22 protein-coding genes are annotated in these 17402 nt (G+C 39.5%); 8 read left to right on the top strand and 14 right to left on the bottom strand.

The window, feature by feature from the left end; translation table 11 throughout:
• Positions 1-16 precede the first annotated feature (16 nt).
• The 11 genes from AC5NT5_RS02780 to AC5NT5_RS02830 all read right to left on the bottom strand — a co-directional run bounded on the left by AC5NT5_RS02780 (position 17) and on the right by AC5NT5_RS02830 (position 7839).
• Positions 17-289, bottom strand: coding sequence for an HPr family phosphocarrier protein (locus AC5NT5_RS02780; protein ID WP_002957937.1), 273 nt, complete (start codon positions 287-289; stop codon positions 17-19).
• A gap of 42 nt (positions 290-331) precedes the next feature.
• The gene (rapZ, locus tag AC5NT5_RS02785) at positions 332-1177 is read right to left on the bottom strand and encodes an RNase adapter RapZ (RefSeq protein ID WP_002957938.1); all 846 of its coding nucleotides are present in this window, start codon (positions 1175-1177) and stop codon (positions 332-334) included.
• An 18-nt stretch (positions 1178-1195) separates the two neighbouring features.
• A complete protein-coding gene (gene ptsN, locus AC5NT5_RS02790) occupies positions 1196-1648 on the bottom strand; it encodes a PTS IIA-like nitrogen regulatory protein PtsN (protein WP_024595797.1) in 453 nt (150 codons plus the stop codon).
• 4 nt (positions 1649-1652) lie between these two features.
• The gene (hpf, locus tag AC5NT5_RS02795) at positions 1653-1940 is read right to left on the bottom strand and encodes a ribosome hibernation promoting factor (protein ID WP_007580301.1); all 288 of its coding nucleotides are present in this window, start codon (positions 1938-1940) and stop codon (positions 1653-1655) included.
• 26 nt (positions 1941-1966) lie between these two features.
• Positions 1967-3466 (bottom strand): RNA polymerase factor sigma-54, encoded by a 1500-nt coding sequence (locus AC5NT5_RS02800; RefSeq protein WP_002957941.1) that lies wholly within the window; start codon positions 3464-3466, stop codon positions 1967-1969.
• Positions 3467-3535: 69 nt separating this feature from the next.
• The gene (gene lptB / locus AC5NT5_RS02805) at positions 3536-4261 is read right to left on the bottom strand and encodes an LPS export ABC transporter ATP-binding protein (protein WP_002957942.1); all 726 of its coding nucleotides are present in this window, start codon (positions 4259-4261) and stop codon (positions 3536-3538) included.
• A complete protein-coding gene (lptA, locus tag AC5NT5_RS02810; RefSeq protein WP_335676693.1) occupies positions 4258-4803 on the bottom strand; it encodes a lipopolysaccharide transport periplasmic protein LptA in 546 nt (181 codons plus the stop codon). Before lptA ends, lptB begins: the two co-directional genes overlap by 4 nt.
• A complete protein-coding gene (gene lptC, locus AC5NT5_RS02815) occupies positions 4793-5347 on the bottom strand; it encodes an LPS export ABC transporter periplasmic protein LptC (protein WP_002957944.1) in 555 nt (184 codons plus the stop codon). Before lptC ends, lptA begins: the two co-directional genes overlap by 11 nt.
• Positions 5344-5895, bottom strand: coding sequence for a 3-deoxy-manno-octulosonate-8-phosphatase KdsC (kdsC, locus tag AC5NT5_RS02820; protein WP_007580311.1), 552 nt, complete (start codon positions 5893-5895; stop codon positions 5344-5346). The genes lptC and kdsC overlap by 4 nt, the downstream gene beginning before the upstream one ends.
• The gene (locus tag AC5NT5_RS02825) at positions 5896-6867 is read right to left on the bottom strand and encodes a KpsF/GutQ family sugar-phosphate isomerase (RefSeq protein WP_494513496.1); all 972 of its coding nucleotides are present in this window, start codon (positions 6865-6867) and stop codon (positions 5896-5898) included.
• A gap of 3 nt (positions 6868-6870) precedes the next feature.
• Entirely contained in the window at positions 6871-7839 is a 969-nt protein-coding gene (locus AC5NT5_RS02830; RefSeq protein ID WP_335676692.1) for a calcium/sodium antiporter, read from the bottom strand.
• Positions 7840-8094: 255 nt separating this feature from the next.
• Here AC5NT5_RS02830 and AC5NT5_RS02835 point away from each other — a divergent pair, with 255 nt between their 5' ends.
• The 7 genes from AC5NT5_RS02835 to murA are packed head-to-tail and all read left to right on the top strand — an operon-like array spanning position 8095 to position 12759.
• Complete coding sequence (locus tag AC5NT5_RS02835) at positions 8095-8910, top strand: ATP-binding cassette domain-containing protein (RefSeq protein WP_080945050.1); 816 nt, start codon at positions 8095-8097, stop codon at positions 8908-8910.
• Positions 8910-9689: a lipid asymmetry maintenance ABC transporter permease subunit MlaE gene (gene mlaE, locus AC5NT5_RS02840; protein WP_335676691.1), complete on the top strand. Its 780-nt coding sequence runs from the start codon at positions 8910-8912 to the stop codon at positions 9687-9689. Before AC5NT5_RS02835 ends, mlaE begins: the two co-directional genes overlap by 1 nt.
• A 13-nt stretch (positions 9690-9702) precedes the next feature.
• Positions 9703-10251 carry an outer membrane lipid asymmetry maintenance protein MlaD gene (gene mlaD / locus AC5NT5_RS02845; RefSeq protein ID WP_002957950.1) on the top strand — a complete coding sequence of 183 codons (549 nt, stop codon included), beginning with the start codon at positions 9703-9705 and terminating at the stop codon, positions 10249-10251.
• A 5-nt stretch (positions 10252-10256) separates the two neighbouring features.
• The gene (locus AC5NT5_RS02850; protein ID WP_039485391.1) at positions 10257-10937 is read left to right on the top strand and encodes an MlaC/ttg2D family ABC transporter substrate-binding protein; all 681 of its coding nucleotides are present in this window, start codon (positions 10257-10259) and stop codon (positions 10935-10937) included.
• On the top strand, positions 10930-11223 hold the full coding sequence (locus AC5NT5_RS02855) for an STAS domain-containing protein (RefSeq protein ID WP_002957952.1): 294 nt from the start codon (positions 10930-10932) through the stop codon (positions 11221-11223). The genes AC5NT5_RS02850 and AC5NT5_RS02855 overlap by 8 nt, the downstream gene beginning before the upstream one ends.
• Before the next feature lie 5 nt (positions 11224-11228).
• Entirely contained in the window at positions 11229-11486 is a 258-nt protein-coding gene (locus tag AC5NT5_RS02860) for a BolA family protein (protein WP_002957953.1), read from the top strand.
• Positions 11487-11499: 13 nt separating this feature from the next.
• On the top strand, positions 11500-12759 hold the full coding sequence (gene murA, locus AC5NT5_RS02865) for a UDP-N-acetylglucosamine 1-carboxyvinyltransferase (RefSeq protein WP_002957954.1): 1260 nt from the start codon (positions 11500-11502) through the stop codon (positions 12757-12759).
• 86 nt (positions 12760-12845) lie between these two features.
• On the opposite strand, the gene AC5NT5_RS02870 is transcribed toward murA, so the two are convergent.
• The 3 genes from AC5NT5_RS02870 to AC5NT5_RS02880 form a co-directional block, all read right to left on the bottom strand.
• The gene (locus AC5NT5_RS02870) at positions 12846-13928 is read right to left on the bottom strand and encodes a trypsin-like peptidase domain-containing protein (protein WP_024595792.1); all 1083 of its coding nucleotides are present in this window, start codon (positions 13926-13928) and stop codon (positions 12846-12848) included.
• Positions 13929-14030: 102 nt separating this feature from the next.
• Complete coding sequence (locus tag AC5NT5_RS02875; protein ID WP_024606350.1) at positions 14031-15383, bottom strand: Do family serine endopeptidase; 1353 nt, start codon at positions 15381-15383, stop codon at positions 14031-14033.
• Positions 15384-15512: 129 nt separating this feature from the next.
• Positions 15513-15956 carry a Z-ring associated ZapG family protein gene (locus AC5NT5_RS02880; RefSeq protein ID WP_002957957.1) on the bottom strand — a complete coding sequence of 148 codons (444 nt, stop codon included), beginning with the start codon at positions 15954-15956 and terminating at the stop codon, positions 15513-15515.
• Positions 15957-16090: 134 nt separating this feature from the next.
• Between AC5NT5_RS02880 and zapE the strand changes: the two genes are divergently transcribed.
• Positions 16091-17179 carry a cell division protein ZapE gene (gene zapE, locus AC5NT5_RS02885; RefSeq protein ID WP_002957958.1) on the top strand — a complete coding sequence of 363 codons (1089 nt, stop codon included), beginning with the start codon at positions 16091-16093 and terminating at the stop codon, positions 17177-17179.
• The last annotated feature ends 223 nt before the right edge of the window (positions 17180-17402 follow it).

The raw sequence follows: 17402 nt of genomic DNA on the forward strand, positions 1-17402 counted from the left end.
GTTTTTATAAAACAGATTATTCTTGTTCATTAAAGCGTTGTGCTATTAATTCTCCAACAGCGTGTAAAGCTTGCTCAGAATCAGGGCCTTTACAAACAACTTTAACTTCTTTTCCTTGGCTACTTTCAAGTAACATTAATGCAAGTACGCTATCGCCTGCTGCTTCTTTGTCATCTTGGAATAATGTGATTGTAGCATCAAATTGTACTGCTAATTGCGCAAGCACAGTAGCTGCTCTGGCGTGTAAGCCTAATTTGTTTTTTATTAAAAAGGTATCTTCACAATGCATAACTTACTCTACCTAAGCTGAACAGGTGATTATTCAGCTATATTATTTTTCTTGTTCGCGATGGCGAATTTTTACATTGGGATGTGTCATTGCAAAACTTTCACCGATAGTTTGCGCTAAATACACAGAGCGATGTTGCCCACCTGTACACCCAATAGCAATGGTTAAATAACTGCGGTTATTTCGTTCTAAATGCGGTAACCACGTTTGTACAAATGTTTGAATTTGCCATGTGAATTTTTGCACTATGCTGTGATTAGCTAAATAGTCTTTAACCGGTTGATCTAACCCATTTAAAGGCTTCAACTCTGGTTCCCAGTGTGGATTTGGTAAAAAGCGTGCATCAAATACGTAGTCTGCTTCTTTTGGTATACCGTGTTTAAAACCAAATGATTCAAATGTGACAATCAGTTGCTTATCTTTTTTACCTAAAATCTTTTCACGAATAGATTCAGCGAGTTGATGAACACTTAAATCAGTCGTATCTATCATAAAGTCGGCGCGAGTGGTTAATACATCAAGTAATTCTTTTTCTTTTTTGATGGCTAAATCAAGGGGCAACGAGTCTATTGATAGTGGGTGTAATCTGCGTGTTTCAGAAAAGCGTTTGATCAATGTCTGATCGTCACTATCTAAATAAAATAACGTAGGGTTTGCAAAGCCTGGTAAGTATTCAAGAATATCGTTAAATTCATCTTGTTCTTTAGGTATGTTGCGCACATCTATGCTAACAGCAATTTTATCGTAGCTATCAGACACACTGCGAACTAATGAAGGTAGTAGGTTTACTGGAATATTATCTACGCAATAATAACCTAAATCTTCTACAACGCGCAAAGCAACCGACTTTCCAGAACCGGAACGGCCGCTTATGATAATTAACTCCATTTAACACCCTTTATAAAACTATGATTGATCGACAATAACTTGGTAAAGCTCAGTATCAGATTTTGCACTGCGTAACTGTTTACAAAAATCTTTGTTGTTTAGTTTATCAGCAATGGTTGCTAGAGTCTTTAAGTGCTGCTGGTTATCGCCATCTGGTACGATGAGTGCGACGAAAATATCAACAGGGCGATTATCGATTGCATCAAAGTTTATTGGAGTTTCGCTAACGAGCACTAAAGCCAAAGGCTCTTCTGCACCGCTCATTCTTCCATGAGGAATAGCAATGCCACGTCCTATACCTGTACTACCTAATTTCTCTCTGCTCATTAAAGCATTAAGAATATCTTGTTGCGGTAAATACGGAAGTTTGTCGTGAGCAAGTTCGCTAATGAACTCTAAAATTCTTTTTTTGCTATTAAAAAGGACCGCAGCTTTGCTGCAGTCCTGGCATATAAGTGAACTTAATTTCATCATATTAGTGTCGAGCAAGCTTCTCTTTGTGTTTGATTACTTGGCGATCGAGCTTGTCGATCAACGAGTCAATAGCGGCATACATATCTTGATGTTCTGTAGAGGCAAATAGCTCAGCACCGCTTACGTGTATTGTGGCTTCTGCTTTTTGATTTAATTTTTCTACATCGAGAATGACATGAACATTATTAATATGATCAGAGTGTCTTTCAAGCTTCGCAAATTTAGTATTAATATAGTCTCTTAGTGAATCGGTTAATTCTACGTGACGACCAGTTAAGTTTAGTTGCATAAGCATTACCCTCTTAGTTTAGCGTCTTAAATCAGACTTTTACGCTGATTTGACGGTGGAATAGCAAGAGATTCGCGGTATTTTGCGATTGTACGTCTCGCTACTTTAATTCCTTGCTCAGCCAATATATCCGCTATTTTGCTATCACTCAATGGTTTTGCTGAGTTTTCTGCTGCGATTAATTTTCGGATAAGCGCACGTATTGCTGTAGATGAACATTCACCACCGTTTTCAGTACTTACATGGCTTGAGAAAAAATATTTAAGCTCAAATATACCACGGGGTGTATGCATGTACTTTTGAGTAGTTACGCGAGAAATTGTCGATTCGTGCATTTCTACCATTTCAGCAACATCATTTAAAACCATTGGTTTCATGGCTTCAGGGCCATGTTCAAAAAAGCCTTGTTGTTGCTTAACAATACAATTAGTAACTTTTAATAGCGTGTCGTTTCTACTTTCTAAGCTTTTAATAAACCATTTAGCTTCTTGTAAATGTGAGCGAATAAACTGGCTGTCGCCACTTGATTTTACAGTGCGAGACATTGCTGCGTATTGGCTATTAACACGAATTTTAGGCATGCTATCTGGGTTTAATTCGACAACCCAGCGGCCTTTAATTTTTTTAACTGACACATCAGGAATAACATACTCAGATTCTTCCCTTACAATAGTATCTGCAGGTTTTGGGTTGAGAGTATGTATTAGTGTCATTACTTCTTTAAGCTCTTCTTCTTTAAGCTTTGTTTTTTTCATTAATGTACGATAGTCGCGAGCTGCTAATAGATCAATATGCTCGGTTAAAATCATTTTCGTTTCATTAATGTAAGGTGTTTCTTTATCAAATTGATTAAGCTGAATACACAAACACTCTTGTAAACTACGTGCAGCAATACCAACAGGATCAAACAGTTGGATGCGTTTTAATACCGCTTCAATTTCATCAAGTTCAACTTCGTTATCATCTTCGTTTTCTTGATTAAAGCTTTCTAAAATCTCTTCGCAGCTTAGTGTTAAAATACCTGAATCATCGACGGCCTCTACAATCGCAATAGCGATGGCTTCATCGGTAGGGCTAAATGGCGTTAGTTGTAATTGCCACATTAAATACTCATGCAGCGTTTCAGTAGAGGCGCCTTGGTATATTGATTCGTCTTCAGGCATTGGACCTGATGAGGCTGCAGGAGCGGCACTCATGTACTCATCCCAACTGACATCCATAGCCATGTCGTCACTTAGCGTGTCTTTTGCAAGTGCTTCACCAGTATCTTGTTCGTATTCGCTCGGAGCATCATCAGCAGATGCGCTAACAGTTATGTCATCGGTATCAGCTTTTTGCTCGTTTTTACCAGCAGCGTCTTCGGAATAGTCTGCCTCTTCAACCTCTAATAGTGGATTACTGTCGAGAGCTTCTTGTATTTCTTGCTGGAGATCCAATGTACTGAGTTGCAACAAACGAATAGCTTGTTGCAACTGTGGAGTCATTGTAAGTTGCTGGCCCATGCGCAGCTGTAGTGATTGCCTCATGTATCTCTAACAATCCTTTTATGTTGTTATAATTAATACTAGCAGATGCTTAAAGACATGGCGTAAATGTTACAGCCTAAATTGCTCGCCTAAGTAAACATCGCGTACTGTTTTATCATTTAATACGTGTTCTGGAGTACCTGATGCAATCAGCTCCCCATGAGAAACAATGTAGGCTTTTTCACAAACATCAAGGGTCTCTCTTACGTTATGGTCGGTAATTAATACACCAATCCCACGATTTTTAAGATGTTCTATTATTTTCTTTATATCTAATACCGAAATAGGGTCAACACCGGCAAACGGTTCATCCAGTAATATAAATTTAGGATCTGCTGCCAGCGCTCGTGCTATTTCTACACGACGACGTTCTCCCCCCGATAATGCCATACCTTGGCTATCACGAATGTGTTGTATGCTAAATTCATCTAATAAGTTATTGAGCGTGTCTTCTCTGGCTTGTTTATTTAGTTCTTTGCGCGTTTCTAAAATGGCCATTAAGTTTTGATAAACAGTCAGCTTTCTAAAAATCGATGACTCTTGTGGTAAGTAGCCTATGCCTAATCTAGCACGACTATGCATAGGTAAAAGAGTAATATCGTTATCATCAATAGATATTTTACCTTTGTCGCTAGGAACAAGCCCTACAATCATATAAAAAGTCGTTGTTTTACCAGCACCGTTAGGGCCAAGTAAGCCAACTATACTGCCAGCTTGTACTTCAAGGCCGACGTTTTTTACAACTTCACGACCTTTATAGCTTTTTGCCAATAGTTCTGCTTTTAATGTGCTCATGGTTGACCTTTATCGCCTTTTTTACTTTTTTTAGTTTCGATCGGTACTAAAATTGTGTGAACGCGGTCAGTTGAGTTTTCATCTTTTTCGGCACTGATGAGCTGCTGCTCTATGTCGTAGGTAATGCTTTTAGCATTTATTTTTTGTCCGGCTTGCGATACTTGTGCATTACCAACAAGCGTTAAAAAACGCTTAGATACATCATAACGTACTTCGTCAGCACTGGCGCTCATAGTCGTGCCGTCTGATTGCTTTTCTTCAAAGTGCGCAGGGCTACCTGTGGCAATTAATAATTGTTTATTATCACCAAGTTCATCACGTTTGTGTACTTCGAGGCGATCGGCTGTAATGCGGCGATTACCGTGAATAATCTCAACGTTTTTCTCAAAAATACCCACATTAGCTTTCAATTGACCTTCTTGCTTGTCGGCACTTATTGAAATTTGATTGGCAGCAGGTTGCGTGTTTTGCTCTGCAGCACTACTATTAAACGCTAGTATAAGTGTAGGAATTATAAATGATTTTAATATTTTATTGGTCATAATATATGGTTCGCGTATGGTTAATTAGTTTTATCACTTCGGTTTTCAAGTCGGCTTCTAGGCCTTTACCGGTGATTTTTAAATTGGGTCCAGTGATAATGACGGGTTGCTCCGAACGCATTGTTAATAACTTTATATCAACCTGAATATTATCAGCATTGATTTTGTCTATCATGGCGTTATCGGTTAAATTTTTGGCAACCACATTACCTTCTAAAATTAATTGTTTATCTTCATATAATGTTGCTTCGTCTGCATTTATTTGCCACGTTTGTTGCTCGTTATATAAAGTAAAAATGGGTTTTTCAAAAAACGTGAAACCTAATTGCTGGTATAGCTCCATTTTAGCCGCAGTGACTTTGTGGCTAATTTTACCTTGCTCATCATAGGCTGTCTGTTTGAGCTCAATAGCTATGTAATCAGGCTTAGCAACAACTTCAGGCTCAGCCTGAGGCACAATATTTGTTTGTGTAAAATAAGGGTACCAAAGCCAAACCATACAGCTAATGAATAAAACGCTTAATATTATGCGCGCTGCATTCATGAACTAGTGCCTTGTGTAGTCAATGCTTTACCATTTTCAAGCATGAGCAAATCGGTGAGTTCTCTCACAGCGCCAAAACCACCAGGCATTTGCGTTACATAATGTGACAAACGCTTAATAAGAGGGTGGGCATCATTTACTGCAACGGCAAAGCCTACTAACTCCATAACAGGCATGTCAGGACCGTCATCACCAATATAAGCAATTTGTTCATCGCTAAGGTTGAGTTTATCTTTTAATTCTTGATAGGCAATGAGCTTATTTTCTTGGCCTTGATAAATATGCTGTACGGTTAAGCTGCTCATACGTTGTTGTACTATCTGTGAATGACGACCAGTAATAACAGCTACTTCAAAGCCACTGTTTATAAGTGCTTTAATGCCAAAACCATCTTTTGTATTAAATGCTTTTAGCTCTTCACCTTGATTGCCAAGGTAAATACGGCCATCAGAAAATACACCATCAATATCGCATATAAGTAGTTTTACTTTTTTAGCGCGTGCTTTTGCATCATCGCTCAGCGGTTGATAGAGTTCTTCAAATTGCATTTATAACACTCCTGCTTTTAATAGGTCTTGCATATTTAATGCGCCAATAGGTTGGTTTTTCTCATTGACGACGATTAGGCCATTTATACGTTTACGTTCCATAATATTGAGCGCTTCAGCGGCTAAAATATCTTGCGTAGCTGTAGTGCATAACTTAGTCATAACAACATCTATTTGTGTTGTATGAATATCAATTCTTTGTTCTAAAATGCGACGTAAGTCACCATCGGTAAATAACCCTACGAGTTGCTGATTTTCATCAACAATGGCTGTCATACCTAATCCTTTAGCTGACATTTCTATTAGAGCATCTTTAACTGTTTGTGAAACATCAATAATAGGTGTATTTGCGCCGCTGTGCATAACATCTTTTAAAGTAAGTAATAAGCGCTTGCCTAAACTACCACCTGGGTGAGATAGCGCGAAGTCATCAGCTGTAAAGCCGCGAGCTTCTAATAATGCAACTGCCATGGCATCGCCCATCGCAAGCGTTGCAGTGGTACTTGATGTAGGGGCTAGACCCAATGAACAAGCTTCTTTTTCTACTTTAATGCACACATGTACATTAGCAAGGGTTGCCATAGTTGATTGTGTATTGCCAGTCATCGCTATCATTTTGGCACCAAGTCGTTTTAAAACCGGAATGATATTTAAAACTTCGCTGGTTTCCCCTGAATTAGAAATAAGCATTACCACGTCATTTTTAGTGATCATACCTAAATCACCATGACTTGCTTCACCAGGGTGAACAAAAAACGCTGGGCTGCCAGTACTTGCAAGGGTTGCCGCTATTTTATTGCCAATATGGCCTGATTTTCCCATGCCAATAACAATAATACGGCCTTCACAGTCGTACATTAATTGGCACGCGTTATGAAAATTTTCATCTACATATTGTGCAATATCACTAAGTGCTTGGCGCTCAACATCTAAAACGCGAAGGCCTTGTTCAATAAAGTTTAGCGTTGCCATCATTTACCCTACTTGACTAAAAATATACCCTTGGTAACCCAAAAACGCTATTAGCAATAAGCCGCCTTCTACCCTATTGATACGCTGGGTGCCTCTAAAGTTCAATGACATAATAATAAGAGCAAGTGTTGCACCAATCATAATTAATATATCTCGGCTTACTAACGATGGATCAATTGCTGAAGGATTAATAATACCTGCTAGAGGTAATACAGCTAAAATATTAAATATGTTTGAGCCAACAATATTACCTAGTGCTAAATCATCTTCATTTTTAAGTACACCTGCAACCGAGGCGGCAAGTTCAGGCAAGCTAGTACCAATGGCAATAATTGTTAAACCAATGACTAAGTCGCTTAAGCCGAGGTATTTAGCAATATCAACAGCTGAGCCGATTAAAAAATGAGAACTAACCGGCAAGAGTACCATGCCGACAATTAACCAAAATACCGCTTTTTTAGTAGGTACATCGTTTGGTACATCGTCGCAGGCTTCTGAGACAAATGGGTCATCTTGGTTTTTTGCACGCATAGATACAATGATTAACCCACCGATGAATACGATAAAGCCAACTAAAAGCGCAACACCTTCACTAAATGAAAAGTAGTTATCTGAGAACACATACCAAGTAGCTAAAGATACGAGCATCACTAATGGCATTTCACGTTTTAACGTACTAGATGAAACTGAAAGAGGGCGAAATAGAGCAGTGATACCTAACACAAGTAAAATGTTTGTAATATTAGAGCCAACAGCATTGCCAACGGCTGTGTCGGTTTTGTTAGCCAAAGCGGCAGAGGCTGAAACCATCATTTCAGGGGCTGAAGAGCCCATGGCTACAACGGTCAAACCAACAATAAGTGTAGGTACACCAAAGTTTTTAGCAAGAGCCGCAGCCCCATAAACAAACCTATCGGCACTCCAAACAAGAGCTGCAAAACCAAGAATTAAAATAACAAACGAGGTAACCATTGTGTTAAGCCAGTTATACAAAATACGGATGGCGCGAATAGTAACAAAAGCCAAGATGAAAGTATAAATAAAAGAGTAAGGTCAACTAGGTAACAATGTTGCTTTTAAACAGCTAATTTAAAAATTTAAGCCGGGGTTAAGCTGTTTTGAGCGAGTCTTATAATCCTTTTCATGGGTGTATTACAAAATCTTACGAATTGTTTTTTCCATCTTTGACAAAAAAGCTTTAAAATAGGGGCACTAGTGAACATTTTTATGGAGAGCGACTTGTCGCAATCAATAGTAGAAGTCAAGGATGTTAGCTTTTCGAGAGGCAATAGAACCATATATAAAAATATGAGTTTTAGCGTTCCTAAAGGTAAAATTACTGCGATTATGGGGCCAAGCGGAATTGGCAAAACCACTATGTTGCGTTTAATTGGTGGTCAGCTTAAACCAGATTCAGGTGATATTTTATTTGAAGGTGGCAGCATTCCTAAAATGTCTCGTAAAGAGTTATACGAAGCACGTACTAAAATGAGTATGCTTTTTCAAAGTGGTGCGTTGTTTACTGATATGTCGGTATTTGACAATATCGCGTTTCCTATAAGAGAGCACACAAAGCTAAGTGAAGACCTGATTCGATTAGTTGTGTTAATGAAACTGCAAGCGGTTGGACTACGTGGCGCTAAAGATTTAATGCCATCTGAGTTATCCGGCGGTATGGCAAGGCGTGCTGCACTTGCACGCGCTATAGCACTTGATCCAGAGCTAATCATGTACGATGAACCATTTGCAGGGCAAGATCCTATTTCGATGGGCGTATTGGTTAAGCTAATTAAGTCGCTCAACGAAGTATTAGGTTTATCGTCTTTAATCGTGACGCACGATGTAACAGAGGTAATGAGTATTGCCGAACACGTTATAATTATCGCCGATCAAGGGGTAATTGGTTCTGGTACTCCAGATGAAATGCGTAATCATGAATCTCCTTTAGTTCAACAGTTTTTAAAAGGCTTGTCGGATGGCCCTGTACCATTTCACTTTCCGGCTCAGGCTTATGCAGACGAACTACTTGGAGAAAAAGCATAATGTTGGATTTATTTCAAAAGCTAGGACATAAAACGCTAGGACGCTTTGCGGCCCTTGGTCGTTCTGCTTATATGCTGTTTAGTGCATTAGCGCATGTTCCTAATTTTAAAAAAGGCACACCGTTACTTGTTCGCCAGCTTTATATGGTTGGTTCGCAATCGTTACTCATTATTATGGTGTCGGGTTTGTTTATCGGTATGGTGTTGGCTTTACAAGGTTACACCGTATTGGTTGGTTATGGCGCTGAGGATAGTTTAGGGCCGTTAGTGGCACTGAGCTTATTGCGAGAACTAGGCCCGGTTGTTACTGCATTATTATTTGCAGGACGCGCAGGTAGCGCTTTGACAGCTGAAATTGGCTTAATGAAAGCAACAGAGCAACTTTCATCACTTGAGATGATGGCAATCGATCCGCTAAAACGTATTATTGCACCGCGCTTTTGGGCGGGTTTTATAAGCATGCCATTGCTTGCATTGATATTTTCAGCTGTAGCAATTATAGGCGCTCATTTAGTGGGGGTAGATTGGCTGGGGGTTGATACAGGTAGTTTTTGGTCAATCATGCAATCGCAAGTGTCGTTTCAGCAAGACGTACTAAACGGTATTATTAAAAGCTTTGTATTTGCCATAGTGGTGACCTGGATTGCGCTTTATAAAGGATATGACTGTGTGCCGACCTCAGAAGGGATCAGCAAAGCAACCACCGAAACGGTTGTTCATTCGTCATTAGCAGTTTTAGGTTTTGACTTTATTTTGACAGCGGTAATGTTTACCAGCTAATAGGGTATAGATAATGAATTCACGGAAATTAGAAATTTTAGTTGGTTTTTTTGTAGCACTTGGCATTTTAGCTTTTGCGATGCTTGCACTTAAAGTTGCCAATTCAGGTATTAGTGGCTCTGGCGAAACATATACGCTTAATGCCAAGTTTGAAAACATCGGCTCGTTAAAAGCGCGTGCGCCAGTAAAAGTAGGTGGTGTTGTAATTGGCCGTGTTGAATCAATTTATGTTCACCCACAAGAGTTTTTACCAGTCGTTAATATGACCATTGACGCACAGTACTTATGTCGTTTTTCAGACACAAGCTCAATCTCTATTTTAACGTCGGGTATTTTAGGTGAGCAGTACTTAGGTATTCACCCTGTAATTTCTCCAGATTCTGCTAAGCAACGTTGTTTAGGCGAAACAGTGACAGAAAACAAGCAAGATGAAGCAATTGACGATTTATTTGGTGTGGAAAGTAAAGCACTAGGTGATGGCGATTCAATCACTGATACTAAGTCTGCCATTGTACTTGAAGAATTAATCGGGCAGTTTTTATTCAACCAAGGTAGTGAGTAATTATTATGTTGAAAAAGTTTTTAGCTATTGTAGCAATTGGCACAATGACGCTAACTCAAAGCGTAAGTGCAGCAGATGTGAAATTAGTCGATCCTAATAAAATGGTACGCCAAGTTGCCGATAATACATTTGCGCGCATTAAAAAAGATCAGCCATTAATTGTTAAAGATCAGGAATACCTTCGCGTAATAGTCGAAGAAGAATTAATGCCTTATATCGACTATAAATATGCAGCACTTCGTGTACTTGGCAGTGAAGTATCTAAAGTTCGTGCAATTACCGACGAGGCTGAAAAGGCCAAAGCAATTAAAGAAATTCAACGCTTTATTGGTGTATTTAGAGAGTACTTAGTTGCTACTTATGCAGGTGTATTTACTCAATACACAAACCAGAAAGTTGAGTTTGGTGCAGAGCAAGCGTTTAAAGGTAAAGACGTCGTTGTTGTTAAGACTAAAATTATTGAAGACGGTAAACCTGATATCAGAATCGATTTTAAAGTACGCGAAGACCGCGACGGTGAATGGCGCGCGTACGATATGATTGCCGAAGGTATTAGTTTACTGGATGCAAAGCAAAGCGAGCTGCAAGGTATTTTGCGTCAGCAAGGTATTGATAATGTAAGTAACCTTTTAGAGCAAAAGAGTCAGCTACCAGTTCAGTTTAGAGGCAGTAACTCGAATGACTAAATTGGCAATAAGCCAAGTTGATGGACAACATTTTGGAGTAAGCGGTGAGCTTACTCGAAATTCAATTGGCGATGAACAGCTTCTGAACAATAAGTTATTAACTAAGCATAAAATCATCTATTTCGACCTAAGTGGAGTATCAAGGGTTGACACAGCAGGCTTAGCTTGGTTAATTCACTCTTTTGCAGAATTAAAGCAGCAAGGCATTCGCCTTGAATTGCAAAACCTACCTGAGCAATTGCAAAATTTAATGCAATTGGGTCAGGTTACAACCCTATTTGAGTGAGAGTTATGGAAACTAGCCAAGTCGAAACATTATTACGCGAAGAACTTCAATTAGCTGAAGTACATGTAAAAGCCAATGGTAGTCATTATGAAGTTGTTGCAGTAGGCGAATGCTTTGACGGTTTAAGCCGAGTTAAAAAGCAGCAGCTAGTTTATGGTCCATTAATGAATACAATTTCAGATGGGACAATTCACGCAGTATCTATTCGTGCATTTACTCCTGTAGAGTGGAAGCGTGAACAAAAATTCATTTTACCGCAATAACTAGGGCCTCCTAATGGATCAATTTGTAATTCAAGGTGGCACTTCACTTGCTGGTGAAGTGACTATTTCGGGCGCTAAAAATGCCGCACTTCCTATCTTATTTGCTTCACTATTAGCTGATGGTAAAAGTATATTTACTAATGTACCGCGTCTTCGCGACATAGTGACCACTGAAGCCTTATTAAAAACTTTAGGTGCAGATGTTAATTGGCAGGGCGATACGCTAGTAATTGACGGTGCAACGGTTAATAAAACATTAGCGCCTTACGACTTAGTAAAGCAAATGCGCGCCTCTGTGCTTGCATTAGGCCCTCTAGTTGCACGTTTTGGTGAGGCTCAAGTGTCTTTACCTGGTGGGTGCGCTATTGGTGCTCGCCCTGTTGATATCCATATTCAAGGTTTGGAGCGCATGGGCGCACAAATAAACGTTGAAAATGGTTATATTAATGCCAAGGTTAATGGTCGCTTAAAAGGCGCTGAAATTTTTATGGAAATGGTAAGTGTAGGCGCTACCGAAAACCTATTAATGGCAGCGGCCCTCGCTGATGGTAAAACCATACTTGATAATGCGGCACGCGAGCCTGAAATAATTGATTTAGCTAACTGCCTAATTGCTATGGGCGCTAAAATCACAGGTGCAGGTACTAGCCGCATTGAAGTTGAAGGCGTTGAGCGTTTAGCTGGCTGTGAACACAGTATTTTACCTGACCGAATTGAAACTGGGACGTTTTTAGTCGCAGCAGCAATGGCTGGCGGTGAAGTACTTTGTAAAAATACAGACTTTCATTCTCTTGAGCCTGTGATTGAAAAGCTACGTGCTACGAATGCGCACCTAGAAGTACATAACGATAGTATTTATCTTGATATGCGCGGCCGAGAACTTAAAGCCGTGAATATTAAAACAGCTCCACACCCAGGTTTTCCTACGGATATGCAAGCTCAGTTTACAGCATTGAATGTAGTAGCAAATGGTAGTGCAACGATCACAGAAACGATTTTTGAAAACCGTTTTATGCATGTACCAGAGTTGCAGCGTATGGGCGCTAATATTCGTTTAGAAGGGCATACCGCAATTTGTGGTGAGACTGAAAGCTTAACGGGTGCGCAAGTGATGGCAACCGATTTACGCGCTTCAGCTAGCTTAATTTTAACGGGTATAGTGGCACAGGGTGAAACGGTTGTTGACCGTATTTATCACGTTGATAGAGGCTATCAGCGCATTGAAGATAAGCTAAGTGCGTTGGGTGCAAACATTAAACGTAGAAGTAGCTAAGTAGATAACTAGTTAAGCTATTTAAAAAAGGTCGGATACGCAAATTGCTATCCGACCTTTTTATTGACGATTGGTATTACTCTTTATTAGAGCTTTGTTTCAAGCTCAGCTACCACCACCATGATTTTTTCTATTTTGCCATCTCTGTATAGCTCAAATTCTATTTCTTTACCGGGCTCCGTATTACCTATTTTTTCAAGCACTTTTTGTGGGTTTGCTACCGAAAGCCCTGCAATTTTAATGACGATATCTTGCTCTTCAATACCCGCTTGCCATGCTGGCCCCAAAGGGTCTAAATTAGTAATGCGCATGCCGGTAACCGGCGTTAGGCTGTCGTTTACTTCTTTACCCGTACTATCTACTGCTGTGCCTTCAAAGCCTAAATAGCCGCGCACAACCCGACCGTGACGAATGAGTTTACCCATCACTTTTTTAGCAAGTGAGTAAGGAACCGCAAAAAATATTCCTTGAATATTCAAGTTCTCACGCGTTTTAAATTGTGCAGAAGTAATGCCGACTAAATCACCATTGGAGTTAACTAATGCGCCGCCGGAGTTGCCCACGTTAATAGCTGCATCCATTTGCAATAAGTTATTGTAAGGGCTATCTGTAATTTTTTGCTTACCCGTTGCACTAATAATGCCTTGAGTGATTGTTTGCCCTAAGTTAAGCGGGTTGCCTATAGCAAGTACAACATCGCCTACATTTGATACATAGCTATCGTTTACGGGAATCACCGGGAGGTGATCTGCATTGATTTTAAGTAAGGCTAAATCAGTAATGGTATCAAAACCAATGAGTTGCACATCAAAAAAGCGTCGGCCATCGGTTAAGATAACCATAATTTGGTCTGCATTATTAACAACATGATAGTTAGTAAGAATATAACCGTCTTGCGACATAATGACGCCAGAGCCTAGCTCTTGTACCGTGTTTTTTCTTTTATAACGAGGCTCTTTGGAAATGCTTTCTGAAAAAATAGTAACTACAGAAGGAGCTGCTCGTTTAACTGCATCAGAAAAACTCAGGTGACTCGCACTCATCGCGCTTGGAAGGGGAACATTAGGAAGTAAGGCGGCTCGCATATTAGGGCTGAAAAAAACCACTAAAAAAGCAATACTTAGACCTGCAAATAAAGGGGGAAGAATAAATTTTATTAATTTCAGCACAGTTTTCTTATTATGTAAGTGAGCAATCTCTTTATGATGACATAAAAAAAATAACAGCGGCAAGTGCCACTGTTATTTTTATTACATTAATAGTGCTATTTATTACTGAATTAAAATAAATATAGACTCACGACCACGTTGCACGCCAAGTACGATATTACCTTTGGTGTTTTCGATAATCTTATTCATATCACGAATAGTCTCTACTCGTTGGCGATTCACTTGCATAATAATATCACCTTCTTCAAGGCCAACACGGGCAGAAGGTGAGCGAGGGTCTACAGACGTAACCTCAACACCTTTATTACTATTTTTTTGCACGTTTTCAAGTGTCGCGCCTTGGAACGCAGGATGCAGCTCTTCGCCAGTCGCTGTAACACCTGATGCACCATCAAGAGTTACTTTTACCGTTTTAATTTTACCATCGCGGTAAATACCTAGTTTTATTTCGCGGCCTTCACCTAGCGTAGCAATTTTGCTGCGTAGTTCATGGAAACCACTAATATCACCGCCATTAATGCTAACAATTACGTCACCTGCTTTTATACCTGCTTTACTTGCAGCAGTGTCGTCCATTACTTGCATTACATAAGCACCTTGTTTAACGTCAAGTTGCTGCGCTTTAGCAAGGCCTGCATCAAGTGGGCGGCCAGAGATACCCAGCGAACCTCGGCGTACTTCACCGTGTTCAACAATTTGATCAACTAAGTTTTTCATCATGTTTGATGGAATGGCAAAACCAATACCCACGTTACCGCCAGAAGCACCTAAAATCGCAGTGTTAATACCAATCAATTCACCGTTTAAGTTAACTAATGCACCACCAGAGTTGCCTTGGTTAATAGCAGCATCGGTTTGAATGAAATCTTCGTAGCCCTCAATATTTAAACCACTACGACCAAGAGCACTAACAATACCAGATGTAACTGTGTGGCTAAGTCCAAATGGGTTACCAATAGCGACAGCAAAGTCGCCCACTCGTAAACTGTCTGAATTTGCGAGTTTTATTTCAGTTAAGTCATCAGCGTCTATTTGTAAAAGAGCGATGTCTGATTCTGTATCAGTACCAATTTTAGTTGCTTCAAATTCACGGCCATCTTCGAGGGTTACTACCATTTTTTCGGCATCTTGGATTACGTGATTATTAGTGACTACATAACCCTCATCAGCATCAATAATCACCCCAGAGCCTAATCCACTAAATTGACGCTTTTGACTGCGAGGCTGTTGCTGTCCAAAAAAGTATTCAAGCGGATCTGCACGGCGGCGTACTTCTTTTGAGCCTGAAACTTGGATACTTACAACACCTGGAGATATTTTCTCTAGCATGGGGGCAAGAGTTGGTAGTTGTTGACCATTTACTGCAATTGGCATTTTTGCATAAGACGCTACTGGGCTCATTAACAAGCTTGTAGATAAAATAGCTGCGCTGATAAGTGATAATTTCATTTTCATAGTCAGGGGTAACTCCACTTAAGATAAAGCAAAACAAAAAGGGCTACTTTACAGCAGCCCTTTTCGGTTTATTAAGATAAAACAACAAAGCTGTTATATCTAAAGACTATGGGGTCAAAAAAAAGTTCATCAAGATGCTTTAGAATGTTCTGAAACTTTATTTTGACCAGCAAATAAACCTGATTCACCTGATACATAATCAGCTGGTTGTGCTGCGGCTGTAGAACGATCGCATTGACGCTCTTTTAATGAAGCCTGCAGTTGTTCTGTTGTTTCTTTTGAAAAGAATGGTTCAGCTGGTGCTTTATTTCTATCTTCTAGAAGAAGCTGGTTTGTTTCTTCAACGTGACTAAGCAGTTGATCATAGTTTTCTTTCATTTTATTTACGAGCTTACCAGTATTCGCTAAATGATCAGCTACATCTTGGCGATACTGCTCTAACGCATTTTCAGCTTGCTCTGCTTGCTCTTTTAATTCATCTTGTTTGAACTGTTTTTTAGTAACAAATGCGCCAATAAAAAATGCTACAACAGCAACAATAACAATCAAACCTACCCACATAACTGTGCCCATAAAAACTACCCCTTTGGGAAAATAACTAACGAATGCCGATTCAATTATAAATCATACTAAGTGTAATATACCCCGAGTTATGATGCGTGTTAATATGCTTTGCAAATTAAACTGTGTTTTAACTGTAAATAGATATGACTCCTTGGCAAACATACCAACAAGACTTAAAGCGAGATGACTTTGTACACGACGCAGCACAAGAAAATGCTGTGCGCCATTTACAACGTCTATACGATGACCTAACTCAGACAAAGCCAAAACAAAAAGGCTTTTTTGCTAAGCTATTTAGTAAAGAAGAACCTGCGCCTGTAAAAGGTTTGTACTTTTGGGGGGGAGTAGGGCGTGGTAAAACTTATTTAGTTGACACTTTTTACGAATCATTACCGGGCACACGTAAAATGCGTGTGCACTTTCATCGATTTATGCACCGAGTGCATAACGAGCTTAAAAAGCTAAATAATACGGCTAATCCATTAGAAAAAATCGCTGACACTTTTAAAGCAGAAACAGACATTATTTGCTTTGATGAGTTTTTTGTACAAGACATTACTGATGCCATGCTATTAGGTGGCTTAATGGAAGCGCTATTTGCACGGGGCATAGTACTTGTAGCAACCTCTAATATAGTGCCTGATGAACTTTACAGAAATGGCTTACAGCGAGCTCGTTTTATGCCAGCTATTGAGCTTGTTAAAAAAAATACCGAGATAGTTAATGTAGATTCAGGTATCGATTATCGCTTACGTACTTTAGAGCAAGCTGAAATTTTTCATAGTCCGTTAGATGAAGATGCGGATAAAAACCTATTTGAGTACTTCGATAAGTTATCGCCAGAGCCAGGGCAATTAGATGAGCCGATAGAGATAGAAGGGCGAAAAATCAAAACGCGTAAAGTAGCTAAATGCGTTGTGATGTTTGAGTTTAGTGAATTGTGCGAAACAGCACGTAGCCAGGTCGATTACATGGAGATTAGCCGCTTATACAATACGGTGATTATTTCTAACGTAAAACAGCTAGGTCAAACTAATGATGATGCTGCTAGACGTTTTATTGCTTTAGTGGATGAATTTTACGAGCGCCATGTAACTTTAATTATATCGGCTGAAAAACCTATTACCGAACTTTATACCCAAGGTAATTTAAACTTTGAATTTAAGCGTTGTATTAGTCGTTTACAAGAAATGCAATCCTTAGAATATTTAGCTAGAGAGCATTTAGTTTAAATAAGTAAGTAAATGTGTAATAGGGCAACTATAAAAAAGAGGTACATATATAGTACTTCTTATTTCTGAAATTTCTTGTGGAAAAAACAACCGGCGAGTAGCAATGTGTTTTAAGTGCTGGTATACTCCCGCGTCTGCCACGTTGCGTTCTATGTCCTCATATAGTCTAGCCACTTGTGAGCGGCGCAAAAGTCTAAAACTCGAAGGGGTTATAGCAAACTTA

It is taken from the genome of Pseudoalteromonas sp. J2K-J599 (genome assembly GCF_059295115.2).